This is a genomic window from Streptomyces sp. NBC_01017, from assembly GCF_045162795.1.
GTDB lineage: Bacteria > Actinomycetota > Actinomycetes > Streptomycetales > Streptomycetaceae > Streptomyces > Streptomyces machairae.
In genome coordinates this window covers 9,408,556-9,425,177 of record NZ_CP108683.1, presented here as the reverse complement: position 1 = coordinate 9,425,177, position 16,622 = coordinate 9,408,556, and the positions used below count along the sequence as shown (strand labels likewise).

Below are 16,622 nucleotides of genomic sequence, written 5' to 3'. Positions count from 1 at the left end.
GCAGCGAGGGCCAGGGCTACGACGCCTAGACGGCGAAGGACGAGGGGCGGGGCGCCGCTCAGCGGGGGCGGGCTCCCGCGCCTCCCGAGTGGGTCAGGACCGAGGTGCGCAGCGTGCCGACGGTCTTCAGCAGCCGGTCGGCGGGCTCGCGCAGCCCGGGGTGGGCCAGGACCGTGTTTCTCAGGCCGCGCACCGGTCTGCGCCACATCCGGTGTGCCGCCGCCACCGGGTGCGGGCGCACCGCGAACCCTTCCGCCACCCGCAGCTCACGGGACTTGAGCCAGTCCTTGTACTCCTTCTCGCCGCGCCCCATGTCCATGACCGTCACACCGTCCCGGCCCGCGGCGTCGGCCATCCGCAGATGCATCATCAGTCCCGGCGAGTAATAGCCGAACTCCGGGTCGTAGGCGGTGAACCAGGCCGCGAACACCGTGCGCGACCTCGGGCCGAAGTGCGCGGCGACCGGCCGGTCTCCGGCGTACACCACGGACAGGATGCCGGTGAAGTGCTCCTCGCGGACCTGGAAGAGGTGGTCCACCAGGTCGACTATCCACGGCTTGGAGAAGCGGTCCATCCGCCCCGTTCTGCGGTACTGGGCGGACTTCCACCGCATGAGGGTGCGCAGCACGCGCGGGTCGCGCTCGTCGTACACGAACCGGACCTCGCCCACGTTCCGCCCCAGGCGCCGCTCCTTCTTCAGCGTCGTCTTGGCGAGCCCCGGGTAGGCGCCGCGCAGCCAGTCCGCGTAACTGCCCTCGCCGGGCTTGAGGTCGAGCACGGGCGAGGAAAACGTCCCCGTGACGTACGGGCCGAAGGGCTTCTGCTCCTCGACGAGGTGGTCGAACTCGAAGACGGACAGATTGCAGGCCCGCAGCAGTTCCCGGGTGTCCCAGGTGACGCCCGGCCGGTGCACCAAGGCCTGGCAGTCGGAGAGGCCCAGGCCGATGGCTTTGCCGACGCCGTACGCGTTGCGCTCGAAGGGCAGGAAGCCGACGGCCTCCCCGTCCTCGTGCAGGACCGCCACCCGCGCCCCACCGCGGGACCTGCCGACCCCGATCGCGAACTCCGGCGCGAGGAACGGGTTGGCGTAGTCGGGCGACTCGTCCATCGCCCGGTGCCACGCCCGGCGCAGCGACTCGTTCAGTTCCTCGGGTCTGTGAATCGTGATGGCGCTAGTGGACCGCATGGCGACCGCTCCCCCCAGAATCCCCCAAGAAGCGCCTATCGGCGCCTCGCCACATTCCCCCCAAGTCGAATCCTGCCGACGTCGGTGCGGCGAGGCTCAAACGTCGCGAAACAGTACGCACGCTGTCAAGATGCCTGATGAATCCTTTAGCTGTGCTTGGTAACCGGGGAGCGACGGCCGGCCCGAGTCAGCGGATCGCGACGACGACGTGACTGTCGCCGTATTGCCAGACGGCCCCGACATGGCCGAACCCCGCCTGCCGCAGCAGCCGTTCGTGCGCGGCCACGGACAGGTGCGCCGCGCTGTCGGTTCCGGTGGCCGATTGGAGCCGTCGGCATCGGCGTCGGCGTTCGGCGTGGAGGTCGGCCAGCTCGGGATCGTCCGCGACGGACGTCCACCAGGCGTCCCAGTCCTCGTGCGCCAGAGCGTCCCCCCGCTCGGCGTGGCGGTGTCCGACGCACCCCGCGAGTCCGGCGAGCGCGGTGTCGTCGTGCGGGAAGTGGTCGCCGTTGACGAGGACCCCGCCGGGCCGCAGCAGCGCCGCGAGCTGCCGGTAGGTGCGGTGCAGGGCGTCCGGGCCGAGGTAGTGCAGGGCCGTCGTCGACACCGCGGCGTCCAGCGGGCGGTCGAGGCGCAGGGCGTGCGTCCAGCCCTCCTCGCCGATCATGGCGTCGACATAGCGGGCCGCGTCCGCGTGATGGGTGCGGGCCAGCTCCAGCAGCAGCGGGTCCATGTCGACGCCCACGATGTCCGCGTCCGGCAGCCGCCGGGCCAGCCGGGCCGCCAAGGACCCGGGACCACAGCCGAGGTCGACGACCAGCGGCCGGCCCGAGCGGCCGGTCACGGCCTGCTCCACGACATCGGCGATCACCGTGAAACGCTCCTCGCGGTCGACGGCGTACCGCTGCTGCTGGCGCTCCCAGCGCTCCACCCACCGCTCCGCCGTCGCCAGGCTCAGCCCCATCCCGCCGTGCACCTCGCCGTTCCGCACCCGTCCGCACCGTTCTGCGCAGACCCTACAGGTGGAAACGGTTCCCATTCCCCCTGATGGCGGTACGTCACCCGAGCGTGGCAAGGACGGCCAACAACCGGTCCACCTCCTCTGCGGTGTTGTAGACATGCAGACTCACCCGCACCGACCCGGTGCGCTCCCCCGCGCTGCCCTGGCAGTGCTGGTCGGAGCGGATCATGAAGCCGTGGCTGTAGAGGATGAAGCCGAGGTCTCCGGAGTCGATGGCCTGGTGCCGGAAGGTGACGATGCCCTGGCGCCGCTGCACGGACGAGTCGGCGGCCAGGCTGCTCTGGCAGCCGAGAACCTCGTACGCGTCGAGGTGGCGCAGACCGTCGGTGAGCCGGGCCGCCAGGGCGACCGTCCACTGCTCGATCCGTTCGGTGCCGGCCGCGTCCAGCCAGTCCAGGGCGCCGGCGAGGGATGCGATGCCGACGGTGTTGGGGGTGCCCGACCAGCCGCCCGGCGTGAACCGCGGCCCGCGGGCCTGGCGGGCCCAGACGGCACCCGTGCCGGGCAGGGCCATGGCCTTGTGCCCGGAGAAGACGACGAAGTCGGCGTCCAGGTCGGCCACGGACACCGGCAGATGGCCGACGCTCTGGGCGGCGTCCAGACAGATGACGGCGTCCGGGCCGACCGCCTGCCGGATGCGGTGGATGTTCATGTTGCCGCCGTACACGTGATGGACGTGGCTCGCGGCGACGAACCGGGTCCGGGGGCCCACGAGTTGGGCGAGCGAGGTGTGGTCGTAGTCGCCGGACGCCCGCTGGTACGGCATCGGCCGCACGCGGATGTGGACGCCCTGCCGGGCCAGTTCCCGCTGGGCCTCGAGCCAGGGCGCGATGTTGGCCTCGTGGTCGGCGACGGGGACCACGATCTCGTCCCCGTCGGCGAGGAGCCCGGGCAGCCAGTCACGGGCGATGGTGCGCAGGCCCTCGGTGGTGCCGCTCGTGAAGTGCACGGCCGAGCGTTCCGGGGCGGGGTCGTCGAGGAATCGCTTCACCCGGTCGCGGGCCTGCTCGACCAGGGTCGTGGTCCGGTTGGCCCAGGGGTAGGTGCCGCGTCCGGCGTTGGCGTTGGTCGTCGTGAGGTAGGTGTGGACGGTGTCGAGTACGTCCTGTGGTTTCTGGGCGGTCGCCGCGCTGTCCAGGTAGGCCAGCTCCGGGTGCGCGGTGATGATCGGGAACCTGGAGCGCAGCGCACGCTGCCAGGCGCCCAACTCCCCTATGACGGTGCGGCTTTGAGTGTCGGTCCTGGGCAGGGTCATGGGCGTCAGTCCCGTACGAGGGGTGCGCCGGCGTCGCGCCAGGCGATGACGCCGCCGGTCAGGCTGCGGACGTCCGGGTGCCCCATCCGGGTGAGCAGGGCGGCGTGGCGGGCGGACTTCTCGCCGACCGGGCAGGCCAGCAGGACGGGGCGGCTGCGGCTGAACGGCAGTCCGCCGTGGAGGAGTTCCTCGAAGAGCTCGTCGACGATGTTGACCGACCCGTCGATGTGCAGGGCGGCGTAGGCGTAAGGGCTGCGCAGGTCGACGACGAGCGGTTCGCCGGTGGCGATCCACTTCTGGGCGTCGGCGACGCCGATGGCCGGTGCCGTGCGCACCTCGGCGTCCGAGAGATCGGCCGGGGAGTTCCTGCGGCGCGGGCGGCCGAAGAGGTCGGGGCGCCGCTGCCGGACGTAGCTCAGGTAGCTCTCGACGCGGTCGCAGACGATGAAGACCGCCGACTGCCGCTCCGCACCTTCCTCGCGGTCGCGCTCCGCCAACTCCTCGTCGATGGGACGCAGTTGGCGTACGGCCCCGAAGTAGGCAGCGCCGCCGGTGGGGCCGGCGAGGATGCCGCAGCGGCGGTTGAGGGTCAGCATGCCTTCGATCGCCTCGTCGGCGCCGACCGCCTCGATCGTGTCGTAGGTGCCGGGGTCGAACAGGCCCACCTCGTGCGCCTCGTCGATGGTGCGGATACCGGGGATGAAGTCGGACTTGGCCGCGACCAGGCCGGCGACCCGTACGGCGGGGTCGTGCTCGCGCAGGGCGCGGGCGACGCCCGTGGAGGAGCCGGCGGTGCCCACGCAGGCGATGAACCAGTCCGGGGCCCGGCCGTCCAGGTCCTTCACGATCTCCGGGCCGGTGCCGGTGAAGTGGGCTTCGGTGTTGCGCGGGTTGAAGTACTGGTCGGTGTGCAGGAAGGTGCTGCCGGGCTCGGAGAGGGCCCGGTGGAACTGTGTGAGCGGATCGTCGGTGGCGGTCGGGTCCAGGCACTCGCTCTGACCGGGCAGTTCCTCGATCTCCGCGCCCAGCAGCAGGAGCAGGTCCTTGATCTCGGGGATGCGCATCCGGTTGGTGACGCTCTTGAAGGTCAGACCGTGCATGCCGGCGAGGACGGCCAGGGCCTTGGCGGTGTTGCCGCTCGACAGCTCGACGACCTGGCCGCCTTCCCCGGCCGCGGCGGCCAGGTGGGGACGCGCCATGTTCCAGGCGGCCCGGTCCTTCACCGATCCGAAGGGGCTGAGCAACTCCAGCTTGGCGTACAGGTCGATGTGCCTCAGGCCGTGCACGGCCTGGTCGATGCGCACCAGCGGTGTGTTGCCGATGGCCTCGGTGATGCTGTCGTACCTCACTGCGCTCCCCCCACGGGTGTGGTCGGCCAGTACTGGTCGTCCAGGCACCAGCGCCACGCGTCGCCCTCCTGCCAGGCGGCGACCTTGCGCGCGACGGGCTGGTGCTGGGCACGGGTGGCGTGGAAGTCCATGCAGTAGCCGGCCGTGTTGGCGAAGGCCAGCAGGTCGCCGGGTTCGGGGCGGCGGGGCAGGAAGACCGTGCGGCGGGTGATCAGGTCGGACTCCAGACACAGGTTGCCGAAGAGGTGAACGGCGACCGGTTCGGTACCGGTGTCGGCCCCGGCAGCCGCGGCGCAGCTCGTCGGGTCCCGTGGCAGGACGACGGGGTCCATGAGCACCCCGTGCTCCTCCAGAGCCACGTCGTCGGCCTTCGCCGCCAGCCGTACGGCAAGGGGGCCGCCGGGCTCCTGGTCGCGCACCTCCAGCACCTTGGTCAGGGTCAGCCCGCACTGGTCGAGCAGCGCCCGGCCGGGTTCGGTGTGCAGGTCGTAGAGGTGCTCCAGGAGTTGGGCGGCCAGGGGGCGTCCGCCGAGGGACGCGGCCGGGTGCGCGAGCAGTTCGTCGAGGTAGCGGGCGCCGGCGACCGGGCGGCGAGCGGGGTACAGGCCGAGCATGCCGCGCAGGGTGCCTGCTTCGTTGCGGAGGCCGTAGCCGTGGCCGCCGTACGTCAGCGGTGGGCGGGTGCCCAGGACGGCTTCGGTGAGTTGGGTGGTGTACCGGTCCCATTGGCCGCCGTCGGCAAGGTAGTTGATGCCGAATCCGCCCCCGATATCCACGGCCCGTGGCCTGAGCCCCCGACTCCGGCACTCCTCCAGCACCCGCAGACAGCCCTCCAGCGCCGTGGCCTTCTCGGTGAGGCTCGTCGTGTCCAGGTGGTACGCCACGCCGACCAGGTCGGCCACGTCGCCGTGCCGCTCGACGGCCTCCAGCAGCGGCTCCAACTCGCCCGCATCGGTACCGAATCGGCTGCGTCGGCTCAGCACCCGTACGCCGGACGCCTCGAAGCCCGACAGCCGGAGCAGGATGCGGGTCCTGGGCAGGGCGTGTTTGCGTACCAGCGTGGCGAGTTGCTCCAGTTCGCCAAGGGTGTCGAGGCTGACGGTGACCGACGTACGGGCCGCCAGCCACAGGAATTCCGGGTTCTTCGGCCCCGTCGCGGTGATCCGGTCGGGGGTGAAGCCGGCGCCGAGGGCGTGCTGCATCTCCCCGAGCGAGGCGACGTCGACGCCGGCGTCCGTGGCGGCGAGCCGGCGCAGCAGGGCGCTGGACCGGTTGGCCTTGTGCGCGAAGTACACCTGGCCGGAGAGATGGTGGCTGCCGTACACCGAGCGGAACTGCTGGAGGTTGTCGGCGAGTTGGTCGGGTACGACGACGTTCAGCGGCGACCCGAGGGCTTCCGTGAGCGTGTGCAACAGGCCCGGCACATTCAGCAACGAGCGCAGCCGCGACTCCAGCCGCGGTTCGAGAAACAAGGGCTGCCCGCCCATGCCTGGCCCCTCCTCAGCGCTGCGGGCCCGACACTCCGGGCGCTGACGGACACTCCCCGCGGTTTGCCGTATAGCTCCTTTCCCTGGCCGCGCGTGGTCTACGCCCCGTACCTGCCCTGCTGGGCGGTACGTCAGCAGGTGGGCTGAAAATCACCGTGCCCTGACTGACCAGGGGCTGGTCCCGGAGCCGCCCATTCCGTGATAGGGACACTTCAGTTGACGCGACAGACGGGTGGGGGCGCTGTGTTCGGTGGACGTGCGGCAGTCGTCCTGGTCGTGGCGGGTGCACTGGGTCTGGTCGGGTGCGCCGACTCGCCCGCACCGCCGACCTCGGCTTCATCCCCGCCGTCGCAGGCGACGACCTCCCCCGCTCCCCCGGCCTCGCCCTCACCCTCGCCTTCTGCGTCCCGGAGTCCCTCGACATCCCGGAGTGCCTCGCCGGTCCCGGTCACCGGGCCGGATCAGGTACTGGTGACCATGGTGGTCACCGGCGGCTACGCGGGCGTGCACAAGGAAGTGACCCTGCGGGGCGACGGCAGCGTGCACACCGACGACAAGGGGGAACGCGCCGTCCGCCGCACCGGCGCTGCGGAGTTCACCGAGCTGCGGACGCTGCTCGGCGACCCCGCACTGGACGAAGTCTCCGACTTCACCAAGGACACGGAGGGCGCGGACATGTTCCAGTACACGCTCCGCTTCGACGGCGGGACCGTCATGACGGACCGCTCCGTCGCCGAACCGGCCCTCGACCGGCTCGTCGACGCGCTGAGCGAATGGCTGCCGGAGCGGTGACCCCGGCAGCCGCGCCGGAGACGGCCTGACAGCTCGCGCTCAGCCGGCCTGACCGGCGATGTTGACCATCCACGTGATGCCGAAGCGGTCCGTACACATGCCGAAGACGTCGCCCCACATCTGCTTGTCCAGCGGCACGGTCACCGTGGCGCCGTCGGACAGCTTCTCCCAGTAGCCGCGCAGCTCGGCGTCGTCGTCGCCGCTGAGGCTCACGGAGATGTTGTTGCCGGGGCGGTGGTCGTCCGTCGGGGTGTCGGCGCCCATCAGGGTGAAGCCGTTGGGGGCCTCCAGCATGCCGTGCATGATCTTGTCGGCCATCGGGGTGTCCTTCTGACCGAACTCGCCGTAGCTGTTGAGCACCAGGGTGCCGCCGAAGACGTCCTTGTAGAACTCCATCGCCTGCCGGGCGTCGCCGGCGAAGGTGATGTAGGGGTTGAGACGCGAGGCCATGAATCCTCCAGGAATGGGGCCGCAAGCCGACTGCAAGGAAGGTAGCGCGGGCCACTGACAACGGCCCGCGCACACGACCACATGGCCTACGGCGCACCGCCTACAGGGTGCGCTCCAGACGGTCCGCGACCAGCTTCACGAACCGCGCGGGGTCCTTCGGCTGACCGCCCTCGGCGAGCACCGCAAGCGTGTGGAGCAGGTCGGCGGACTCGGCGAGCTCGGCGCGGTCCTCGCGTTCCTTGTACGCCTGGTTCAGGCCCTTCACCAGCGGGTGTCCGGGGTTGAGCTCCAGGATCCGCTTGGTCCGCGGCACCTCCTGGCCCATCGCGCGGTACATGTTCTCCAGGGCCGGCGTCAGGTCGTGCGAGTCCGAGACGACACAGGCCGCGGAGACGGTGAGCCGAGCCGACAGGCGCACCTCCTTGATGTCCTCGTCCAGTTGCTCCCGCATCCAGCCGAGCAGACCGGCGTAGTCCTCGGCCTGCTTCTCGCGCTCCTCGCCGGCCTTCTCGTCGCCGTCGGCCGCCAGGTCGATCTCGCCCTTGGTGACGGAGCGCAGCCCCTTGCCCCGGTACTCGCCCACGGCGTCGACCCACACCTCGTCGACGGGGTCGGTGAGCAGCAGGACCTCGATGCCCTTGTCGCGGAACGCCTCCATGTGCGGGGAGTTCTCGATGCTCTGCCGGGACTCGCCGGTGATGTAGTAGATGTCGTCCTGGCCGTCCTTCATCCGCTCGACGTACTGGGCCAGCGTGGTCGGCTCGTCGTCGGCGTGAGTGGTGGCGAAGGACGACACGGCGAGGATGGCGTCGCGGTTCTCGGTGTCGGTGAGCAGGCCCTCCTTCACGACGGTGCCGAACTCCCGCCAGAAGGTGGCGTAGCGGTCGGAGTCCTTGGTCATGAACTCCTTGACCGTGGACAGGACCTTCTTCGTCAGCCGGCGCTGCATCATCCGGATGTGCCGGTCCTGCTGGAGGATCTCGCGGGAGACGTTCAGCGACAGGTCGGCCGCGTCGACGACGCCCTTGACGAAGCGGAGGTAGGGCGGCAGCAGCGCCTCGCAGTCGTCCATGATGAAGACGCGCTTCACATAGAGCTGGACGCCGCGCTTGAAGTCGCGCGCGAACAGGTCCTGCGGGGCGTGGGAGGGGACGAACAGCAGGGCCTGGTACTCGAAGGTGCCCTCCGCCTGCAGCCGGATCGTCTCCAGCGGCTCGCGCCAGTCGTGGCTGATGTGCTTGTAGAGCTCGTGGTACTCGTCGTCGGAGACCTCGTCGCGCGAACGCGCCCACAGGGCCTTCATCGAGTTCAGCGTCTCGGGCTCGGGCGCGGTGTCCCCGTCGCCCTCGGCGTCACCGTCACTCGGGGCGGCAGCCTCCGGGACCATCCGGATCGGCCAGGTGATGAAGTCCGAGTACCGCTTGACGATCTCCCTGATCTTCCAGGGCGAGGTGTAGTCGTGGAGCTGGTTCTCGGGGTCGGCGGGCTTGAGGTGGAGCGTGACCGACGTGCCCTGCGGTGCGTCGGCGACCGTCTCCAGCGTGTACGTGGCCTCGCCGCGCGAGGTCCAGCGGGTGCCCTGGCTCTCGCCGGCCCGCCGGGTCACCAGCGTCACCTCGTCCGCCGCCATGAAGCCGGAGTAGAAGCCGACGCCGAACTGGCCGATCAGCCCCTCCGCCCCGGCCGCGTCCTTGGCCTCCTTCAGATCCTGGAGGAAGGTGGCCGTTCCCGAGTTGGCGATGGTGCCGATGAGCTTGCCCACCTCGTCGTACGACATCCCGATGCCGTTGTCCCGCACCGTGAGGGTGCGGGCCTCCTTGTCGACGTCGATCTCGATGTGCAGATCTGACACATCGGCGTCCAGGGCGTCGTCCCGCAGCTTCTCCAGGCGCAGCTTGTCGAGCGCGTCGGATGCGTTGGAGACGAGCTCCCGCAGGAAGACATCCTTGTTCGAGTAGACCGAGTGGATCATCAGCTGGAGCAGCTGACGGGCCTCTACCTGGAACTCAAACGTCTCGGTCGGCATGGTGTGCGACTACCTCACAGGATCTGTCACCGGAACTGGTCGCAGTCACTGTAAGACACGAGGTCAGCGCGGAGTGGCGTGATACGGAAGGTAGTGGTTCAGACGAGGTGGGCAAAGACGACCAGGTTGGCGGTGTAGTCCCTCACCTGACGGTCGTAGTCCCCCGCACAGGTGATGAGCCGGACCTGGGCCCGGGCGGTGTCGCGGTACACGCGCTCACTGGGGAAGGTGTCCTTGTCGAAGGTCTCCGCGCTGTCGACCACGAAGGACGCCTTGCGCCCGTCGGCCCGCAGCACCTGGAAGCGGTCCCCCTTCTGCAGCTCGCTCAGGCTCGCGAAGACCGCGGCGGACGTGGCCGTGTCCACGTGGCCGGCGATGATCGACGTGCCCGTCTCACCGGGGGACGCCCCCTTGGCGTACCAGCCGACGAGATTGGTGTCATGGGCCGGCGGAGGGTTGAGCCGGCCGGCACTGCCGATGGCGAGGTCGGTGAAGGGCGCGTCGACCGAGATCTTGGGGATGAGCAGACGCACCGGCCGGGACCGCGCCAGATGCTTGCCCACGGGGCGCCGGGCCGGCGAGTCCGACCTGGCACCCGGTGGGGCATGGGATTCCGCCGCCCCCGGAACCTGCGGTCCGACCGCCGGCAGGGCCTGCTGCGCACGGCCGCCCTCGGATGCCCCGTCCTGGGCTCCGGGCAGGGTCACCACCAGAACCAGGACGGCGACCACGCTCCAGAACGTCACCGCGGCCGCACGCCTTATCCGCCGGGTCGCGGAACCGGTGTCGGAACGGGCCGGGTCGTTCTCGGGGGACGAGGGACAGCCGGCGGCCATGGGGCACCACCTCACTCGGGCACGGCAGCGGACACAGCAGGACGGAGACATACAAGGAGGACAGGGGGGACGACCCGCGGGACCGCCGCGACGCACGGCGCACGTGCGGCGGCCACAGCGGCTAGGTCATCGGGCAATCGGTCACGCCACGGATCCGGCGGCCTTCTTGCGACGGAGCGCGTACATGCCGGCGCCGGCGGCACCGAGCACGGCCAGACCGCCCGCGGTGACACCCGACGAGGCGAGACCGCCACCGCCCGTGTGCATACCGCCGCGCGGCCCGTCGTGGTCGCCACCACCCCACGACTCCTTGTCGTGGTCGCCGCCGTACGAGTCGTTCTCGTGGTCGCCCTTCCACGAGTCGTCGCCGTGCTCCTCTTCCTTCCACGAGCCCTTGTCGTGGTCGCCGTGTCCCTCGTCCTTGCTGCGGTAGCTGTCCGGGTCGTGCTTCGGGTCCTTGTCGCCGCCCCAGTCATCACCGTTGGTCACGGCCGCAAGCGCTCCGCCACCGGTGTGCACCCCACCATGCGGCTTCTCGTGCTTGCTCTCCTCGTCGTACTTGCCCTCCTCGTCGTACTTGCCCTCCTCGTCGTGCTTGCTCCCCTCGTCGTGCTTCCCCTCCTTGTCGTGCTTGCCCTCCTCGTCCTTGTCCTTGTAGCCGTCCGAGCCGTCCTTCTCCTTGTCCCCGCCCCAGTCGTCGCCCTTGAACAGGGCCGCAAGCGCTCCGCCACCCGTGTGCACCCCACCGTGCGGCTTCTCGTGCTTGCTCTCCTCGTCGTACTTGCTCCCCTCGTCGTGCTTCCCCTCCTTGTCGTGCTTGCCCTCCTCGTCCTTGTCCTTGTAGCCGTCCGAGCCGTCCTTCTCCTTGTCCCCGCCCCAGTCGTCGCCCTTGAACAGGGCCGCAAGCGCTCCGCCACCCGTGTGGACTCCGCCACGCGGCTCGTCGTGCTTGCTCTCCTCGTCGTGCTCCTTGCTGTAGGAGTTGTCCTCGTGCTTCTTGCCGGAGGACTCCTCCTCGTGGTCCTTGCTGTGGGAGTCGCTGTCGTGATCCTTGCTGTGGGTGGTGTCTTCCTGGTCCCAGTCGCCCGTCGTGATGGCGTAGGCGGCGGGTGCGATCGCCAGAGCGGCCGTGGCCGTCGCGGTGGCGAGCAGCATGCGGACAGAGCGCATAGTGAGTCCTTCCGTCACGGCCTGGGCGGCTGACGCTTCATCACCACTGGAGCCAGGCCTGACGTGATCCACCGTCAGCCAATCCCTCGGGTCGCACCATTCGGAGCGATCACACGGGTTACGACCACACCCCTACGGCCCTATGACGCCGTCCCCCGGCGCCCGGGGGGCCGTGGCCGTCCGCGGAGGTTTGCCGGAGCCATAAGTGGTGAGACGCGTGGGATGCCGAATCACACCGTCACGGCTCCCGCGCCTGCCACGGCCCTGCCACCTGCGCCTTCGAAACAGCGGGACGCCTTCTTCGACAACGCCAAGTACGCGGCGATCGTCCTGGTGGCGGTCGGCCATGCGTGGGAACCGCTGCGGGACGGCAGCCGGACGGTCAACGCGCTGTACATGCTGGTGTACGCCTTCCACATGCCGGCGTTCATCGTGATCTCCGGGTACTTCTCCCGCAGCTTCGACGGCCGCCCGCAGCAGCTCAGACGGCTGGTGACCGGTCTCGTCGTCCCGTACGTCGTCTTCGAGACGGCGTACACCTTGTTCACCAGGTGGACGGACCAGGAGCCGGACCGCCCGATCAGCCTGCTGGACCCGCTGTATCTGACGTGGTTCCTCGCGTCCCTCTTCCTGTGGCGGCTCAGCGCACCGCTGTGGCGGCGGGTGCGCATGCCGCTGCCGCTGGCGCTCGCCGTGGCGATGCTGGCCACCCTTTCGCCGTCCATCGGCAACGACCTCGACCTCCAGCGCACCCTGCAGTTCCTGCCGTACTTCGTGCTGGGGCTGCTGCTGCGCCCGGAGCACTTCCGGATGGTGCGACGCCGAGCGGTGCGGATCGCGGCCGTGCCGGTGTTCGCGGGCGCGTTCGTGGTGGCGTACTGGGCGGTGCCGCGGATGGCCGGGGCCTGGTTCTACCACCGCGACAGTGCCGAGGAGCTGGGCGCGCCCCAGTGGTACGGGGCCGTGATGACGCCGGTCCTGTTCGCCTGCTCGCTGGTCCTGGTGGCCTGCTTCCTCGCCTGGGTGCCCGGGCGGCGGCTGTGGTGCACGGTGCTGGGCGTGGGCACCCTGTACGGCTATCTGCTGCACGGGTTCGTCGCCCAGGCCTCCAAGTACTTCGGCTGGTACGACCCCGCCTGGATGCAGCAGCCCATCGGCCCGGTCGTCGTCGGCGTCGTCGCAGCGGTGGTCGTGACCGTGCTGTGCACTCCCCCGGTGCGGCGGGCACTGCGGTTCGCGGTGGAGCCGGACATGCGGTGGCTCTTCCGGCGGGACGCGAAGGAGGAGGCCCGCGGTCGGGCAGCCGTACCGGGGTGACCGCCCCCGTCAGGTCTCGCACACCAGCCCGGCGATGTGCGCGGTGACCGTGTCGAGGATGCCGGTCCAGGCCGCGTCGTCGCCGAGGACCAGGTAGTTGAGCGTGAGGCCGTCGGTCATGGCGGCCAGATAGCGGGCCAGTACCGGGACGGGTACGCGCAGCCGGACGCCCATGGTCTGCCGCAGCTGCTCGATGAGCTCGGCGTAGGTCTCGGCGTACAGCTCGTACTGGCGGCGTGCCAGGTGCTCGAAGCCGGGCTGGCGCAGGGCGTACTGCGCAAGCTCGTAGGTGAGCATGTGCTCGTCCGGATGGGCGCGGACGTGGTCCCAGTACGCCTCGAAGCCGGCCCGGACGGTCTCCTCGAGGGTGGCCCGGGGCTGTAGGGCCTCCTTCACCACCGTCACGTAGTGCCCGGTGATGGTGGTGATGACGGACTCGATCAGCTCCTGCTTGGAGTCGAAGCAGTAGTGGAAGACGCTGAGCGAGACGCCCGCCTCGGCGGCGATGGACCGGGTGGTCGTCCTGGGGACGCCGTCCCGGGCCATCGCCCTGATCGCCGCTTCGGTGAGCTGTCGCCGCCGCTCGGCGGACGGCAACCGTGCCATGGAGCCCCTCTCGTGGGTGTCAGCCGCTGTGGACGCCGACTTCGTGGAGGGAGTAGCCCCAGTCGGTGCCTCGGTCCAGCCCCTGGACGCGAACGTACCTTGCCGGTGTGCCGCTGAACCGGGCGGTGTCCAGGCCGCCGTCACCGGCTGTCGTGGACCAGGCGGTCCGCCAGTTCAATCCGTCGGTGGACAGCTCGATGCGGTACGACTTCGCGTAGGCGCGTTCCCAGTCCAGGGTGACCCGCTTGACCACGCGGGTGGAGCCGAGGTCGACCTTGTACCACTGGTCGTCGTTCCAGTCGCTCGCCCAGCGGGTACCGCCGTCGCCGTCGACGGCCCGCCCCGGCTGGTAGCTCGTGAACAGGCTCCACTCCGAGGAGCTGGCGGACGTGCTCGCGCCGCGGGCGAGGTTGACCCCGGCCTCGTGGTTCTCGGAGGCCGCCCAGGTGTCGAGGTAGGACTCGGCGCCCCGGAAGAGGTCGTCGACCACGTCCTGGCCGCCGACGCGGCGGATGTCCTCGATCCAGTCGGGGACGAGGCCGTAGTGGGCGGCGCCGTCGGTGTTGAGGTCCCAGGTGCGCTCGCCGGTGGTCTGCCGGTCGATCACGGAGCCGCCGTCGACGCTCTTGAACGGGTACGTCACCTTGTTCGGGGCGTCCGCGCCGCGCGGGCCCGGCCAGCCGCCGACGCCGTTCATGTCGGTGCCGTAGCCGTAGCCGACGCCGTACTTGTCGCGCAGGGCCTCGGTGCGCTTGGCCTCCGAGATGAAGCCGTCGGAGCCGTGCATGTACTGGGCGATGAAGCCGCCGAGACCGTAGACCCGCTCGGTCCAGTCCATGTCCATCCAGCTGTGGGAGGACAGGACGCCGGGGTAGGACGCGGACTCGAAGATGTCGAGCGCCCGGCCTGCGGCCTTGACGCTCATGTGGTCGATCTCCAGCATCATGCCGCGGTCCATCATGCCCCGTACGGCGTACTCGCCGAGATGTGTGAGCCCTCTGACGTTGCACTGTGCGTCGGCGCTGTACGAGGGGACCTCCTCGCCCGCCGGGAGCTTCGCCTCGGCTGCGGCCGCCGCCGCGTTGCCGATGGGGTTGTCGTGCTGCGGACCCTTGCAGGTCTCGGTCTTCCAGTAGGTGCCGGTCGACAGGAACTGGCCGACGTTGATGGCCGTTCCGAGCGAGCCCGAGTCGAAGCGGACCCCGCACAGGGCGTTGTCGAACTTGTGGCACAGGAACATGCTGCGCACGCCCAGCGCATGCAGCTCGTCCAGGCCCTTGTCGATGTCCTCCTTGCTGCACTGCGCGATGTCGAGGATCTGCTTGCAGCCGAAGGGCTCGGAGGTCTCGACGCCGAGGATGACCGCCAGCTTGCCCTGTTCGATGACCTCACGGGCCTGCGCGCTGTCGGTGACGACGCGGAACCAGCCCTTGCCGGTGCCGCCGTACATCTTGTCGATGAAGGCCTGCATGTCGTACGTCAGCTTGGCCTGCAGCCGGATGGACGTCATCTCGTCGCAGCTGCGGTCCTTGAAGAAGTACACGGAGCAGATTACGCCGTTGGTGACGAGGTCGTTGACCAGCACGCGCTGGCCGCCTCGCCAGGCCCGCTCGACCCAGGCGTAGTAGTTCTGCTGGTGGGTCAGCGAGTCGTGCGCGGGCCAGTCCTTGAAGGTGGGCCAGCCGTTCGGGTCGTGCTTGCCGTCACCGCCGTTGGTGATGAAGTCGAAGATCGCGAGCGAGCCGTCGGGGTAGTGCTCGGGGCAGTCCTTGAGTGCGTCCGCGACGCCGGCGTCGGAGAACGGCTTTCCGCAGATCAGGCGTCCGCCGAAGGCCTCGTTGGAGAAGATGTGGTCGTGCGCGTCGACGAAACCGCGCACTTCGCCCTGGGCGTTGGTCCCCTTGAAGGGCTCTCCCGTGACGTTGACCTGGGAGTCCGGCGCCGGCCGTGCGGTCGGGTTCCACCAGTCGGTTCCGGCCGCCGAACTCGGCGTGGGGCCCAGCGCGATGGACAGCACGAAGAGGAGGAGCGACACCACGGTCACGTTCTTGCGTCGGCGGTACGGGCGTCCGGAACTGGCCACAGCCCACGTCCCTCGGTCGGCGGGATCGCGCGGTCGACTGGTTGTCATGACCTCGCACAATGTGCGACGAGGATCGCCACTCCTGCTCAATGAGTCAAGAGTCCGGGACAGTTGACCTGATGACGGGGCGTCGGCTCACACCGGATGCGTGACCCGGATCTTGGACTGGCCGTGCGGGAGTTCCTCCCAGTCCGCCATGAAGCGGGCCCGCAGGCCGTGCTTCTCGGCCAGCGTCAGGAGGGTCTCGGTGCGGTAGTAGAAGTCCTCCCGAAGGACGTGGTGCTCCTGCCCTTCGGTGCGGTCGAAGGTGAAGTCGAACCAGCCGCCGGGCGCGAGCACCCGGCCCACGCCTGCCAGGCACTCATCGATGACCGGGAGCGGTGAGTGCGAGAAGACGCTGTGGGCGTGCACCACGTCGAAGTGGGCTTCGGGCAGGAAGCTCAGCCTCAGGTCGCGCACCGGGGTCAGCGTGGGCAGCCGCTGCTGCAGACCCATCGCCACGAGGGTGTCCTGCGCGGCGAAGAGGATGTCGGGCGAGATGTCGATGCCGTAGTAGTGGCCGGGCTCCAGATGGCGGATGAACCGCCAGCCTCCTCGCAGGTTGCCGCAGCCGATCTCCAGCATCCGGTGCTCGGGGCGCAGGCCGTGGCCGAGGAGGTAGTCGAACTGCATCGCCCCGAGCGCCAGCCATCGCTCGCGGTTGTGGCTGCCGACCGCCGCGTCCGGGTCCGCCCGGGTGTCGGACCGCATCACGGCCCGGTAGTAGGAGACGTGGTCCGGGTGGCGGCGGCGCAGCCACATGTCCCGGGCGGTGCGGACGAGATGGCGGGGCACGCGGCCCGGGTGGCGCAGGGCGTAGGTGAGACGGTGGCCGAGGGCGGAGCGGTCGGCGGTGAGGTTCTTGGCCGGCATGGGTGTGCCTCCCTGGGACGCGGTACCACCGAGGATGCTCAACGGAGCCGCACGGCGCCACAGGTGCGGGCAGTGGATGAAGGAAGGTCCCATCGGGTGAAGGAGGCGTGCGCGGGAGACCCCTTCGTCGAC

Annotated in this window: 14 protein-coding genes; 2 read left to right on the top strand and 12 right to left on the bottom strand. The window is 69.9% G+C overall.

Going from position 1 to position 16,622, the window contains the following annotated elements:
* Positions 1 to 58 precede the first annotated feature (58 nt).
* The 5 genes from OG331_RS43160 to OG331_RS43140 all read right to left on the bottom strand — a co-directional run bounded on the left by OG331_RS43160 (position 59) and on the right by OG331_RS43140 (position 6,298).
* The gene (locus tag OG331_RS43160) at positions 59 to 1,186 is read right to left on the bottom strand and encodes a GNAT family N-acetyltransferase (protein WP_406207465.1); all 1,128 of its coding nucleotides are present in this window, start codon (positions 1,184 to 1,186) and stop codon (positions 59 to 61) included.
* Between the two features lie 187 nt (positions 1,187 to 1,373).
* The gene (locus OG331_RS43155; RefSeq protein WP_406210696.1) at positions 1,374 to 2,150 is read right to left on the bottom strand and encodes a class I SAM-dependent methyltransferase; all 777 of its coding nucleotides are present in this window, start codon (positions 2,148 to 2,150) and stop codon (positions 1,374 to 1,376) included.
* 94 nt (positions 2,151 to 2,244) lie between these two features.
* Positions 2,245 to 3,462 carry an aminotransferase class V-fold PLP-dependent enzyme gene (locus OG331_RS43150; RefSeq protein ID WP_406207462.1) on the bottom strand — a complete coding sequence of 406 codons (1,218 nt, stop codon included), beginning with the start codon at positions 3,460 to 3,462 and terminating at the stop codon, positions 2,245 to 2,247.
* Between the two features lie 5 nt (positions 3,463 to 3,467).
* Complete coding sequence (locus OG331_RS43145) at positions 3,468 to 4,811, bottom strand: pyridoxal-phosphate dependent enzyme (protein WP_406207459.1); 1,344 nt, start codon at positions 4,809 to 4,811, stop codon at positions 3,468 to 3,470.
* Positions 4,808 to 6,298 (bottom strand): Y4yA family PLP-dependent enzyme, encoded by a 1,491-nt coding sequence (locus OG331_RS43140; RefSeq protein ID WP_406207456.1) that lies wholly within the window; start codon positions 6,296 to 6,298, stop codon positions 4,808 to 4,810. The genes OG331_RS43145 and OG331_RS43140 overlap by 4 nt, the downstream gene beginning before the upstream one ends.
* A gap of 471 nt (positions 6,299 to 6,769) precedes the next feature.
* Between OG331_RS43140 and OG331_RS43135 the strand changes: the two genes are divergently transcribed.
* Positions 6,770 to 7,090, top strand: a complete 321-nt coding sequence (locus OG331_RS43135; protein WP_406207453.1) for a hypothetical protein — start codon at positions 6,770 to 6,772, stop codon at positions 7,088 to 7,090.
* Between the two features lie 39 nt (positions 7,091 to 7,129).
* On the opposite strand, the gene OG331_RS43130 is transcribed toward OG331_RS43135, so the two are convergent.
* The 4 genes from OG331_RS43130 to OG331_RS43115 all read right to left on the bottom strand — a co-directional run bounded on the left by OG331_RS43130 (position 7,130) and on the right by OG331_RS43115 (position 11,572).
* On the bottom strand, positions 7,130 to 7,540 hold the full coding sequence (locus tag OG331_RS43130; protein ID WP_328429504.1) for a VOC family protein: 411 nt from the start codon (positions 7,538 to 7,540) through the stop codon (positions 7,130 to 7,132).
* A gap of 100 nt (positions 7,541 to 7,640) precedes the next feature.
* On the bottom strand, positions 7,641 to 9,566 hold the full coding sequence (gene htpG, locus OG331_RS43125) for a molecular chaperone HtpG (protein WP_406207450.1): 1,926 nt from the start codon (positions 9,564 to 9,566) through the stop codon (positions 7,641 to 7,643).
* A gap of 98 nt (positions 9,567 to 9,664) precedes the next feature.
* Positions 9,665 to 10,402 carry a class F sortase gene (locus tag OG331_RS43120; RefSeq protein ID WP_406207447.1) on the bottom strand — a complete coding sequence of 246 codons (738 nt, stop codon included), beginning with the start codon at positions 10,400 to 10,402 and terminating at the stop codon, positions 9,665 to 9,667.
* Between the two features lie 141 nt (positions 10,403 to 10,543).
* The gene (locus OG331_RS43115; RefSeq protein WP_406207444.1) at positions 10,544 to 11,572 is read right to left on the bottom strand and encodes a hypothetical protein; all 1,029 of its coding nucleotides are present in this window, start codon (positions 11,570 to 11,572) and stop codon (positions 10,544 to 10,546) included.
* A 222-nt stretch (positions 11,573 to 11,794) separates the two neighbouring features.
* Between OG331_RS43115 and OG331_RS43110 the strand changes: the two genes are divergently transcribed.
* Positions 11,795 to 12,889, top strand: coding sequence for an acyltransferase family protein (locus OG331_RS43110; RefSeq protein WP_406207442.1), 1,095 nt, complete (start codon positions 11,795 to 11,797; stop codon positions 12,887 to 12,889).
* A gap of 9 nt (positions 12,890 to 12,898) precedes the next feature.
* Here the strand turns inward: OG331_RS43110 and OG331_RS43105 are convergent, their stop codons facing one another.
* The 3 genes from OG331_RS43105 to OG331_RS43095 all read right to left on the bottom strand — a co-directional run bounded on the left by OG331_RS43105 (position 12,899) and on the right by OG331_RS43095 (position 16,490).
* Positions 12,899 to 13,495 carry a TetR/AcrR family transcriptional regulator gene (locus OG331_RS43105; protein ID WP_363031972.1) on the bottom strand — a complete coding sequence of 199 codons (597 nt, stop codon included), beginning with the start codon at positions 13,493 to 13,495 and terminating at the stop codon, positions 12,899 to 12,901.
* 19 nt (positions 13,496 to 13,514) lie between these two features.
* The gene (locus OG331_RS43100) at positions 13,515 to 15,578 is read right to left on the bottom strand and encodes a discoidin domain-containing protein (protein ID WP_406207438.1); all 2,064 of its coding nucleotides are present in this window, start codon (positions 15,576 to 15,578) and stop codon (positions 13,515 to 13,517) included.
* Positions 15,579 to 15,713: 135 nt separating this feature from the next.
* Positions 15,714 to 16,490 carry a class I SAM-dependent methyltransferase gene (locus OG331_RS43095; protein WP_406207436.1) on the bottom strand — a complete coding sequence of 259 codons (777 nt, stop codon included), beginning with the start codon at positions 16,488 to 16,490 and terminating at the stop codon, positions 15,714 to 15,716.
* Between the last annotated feature and the right edge of the window lie 132 nt (positions 16,491 to 16,622).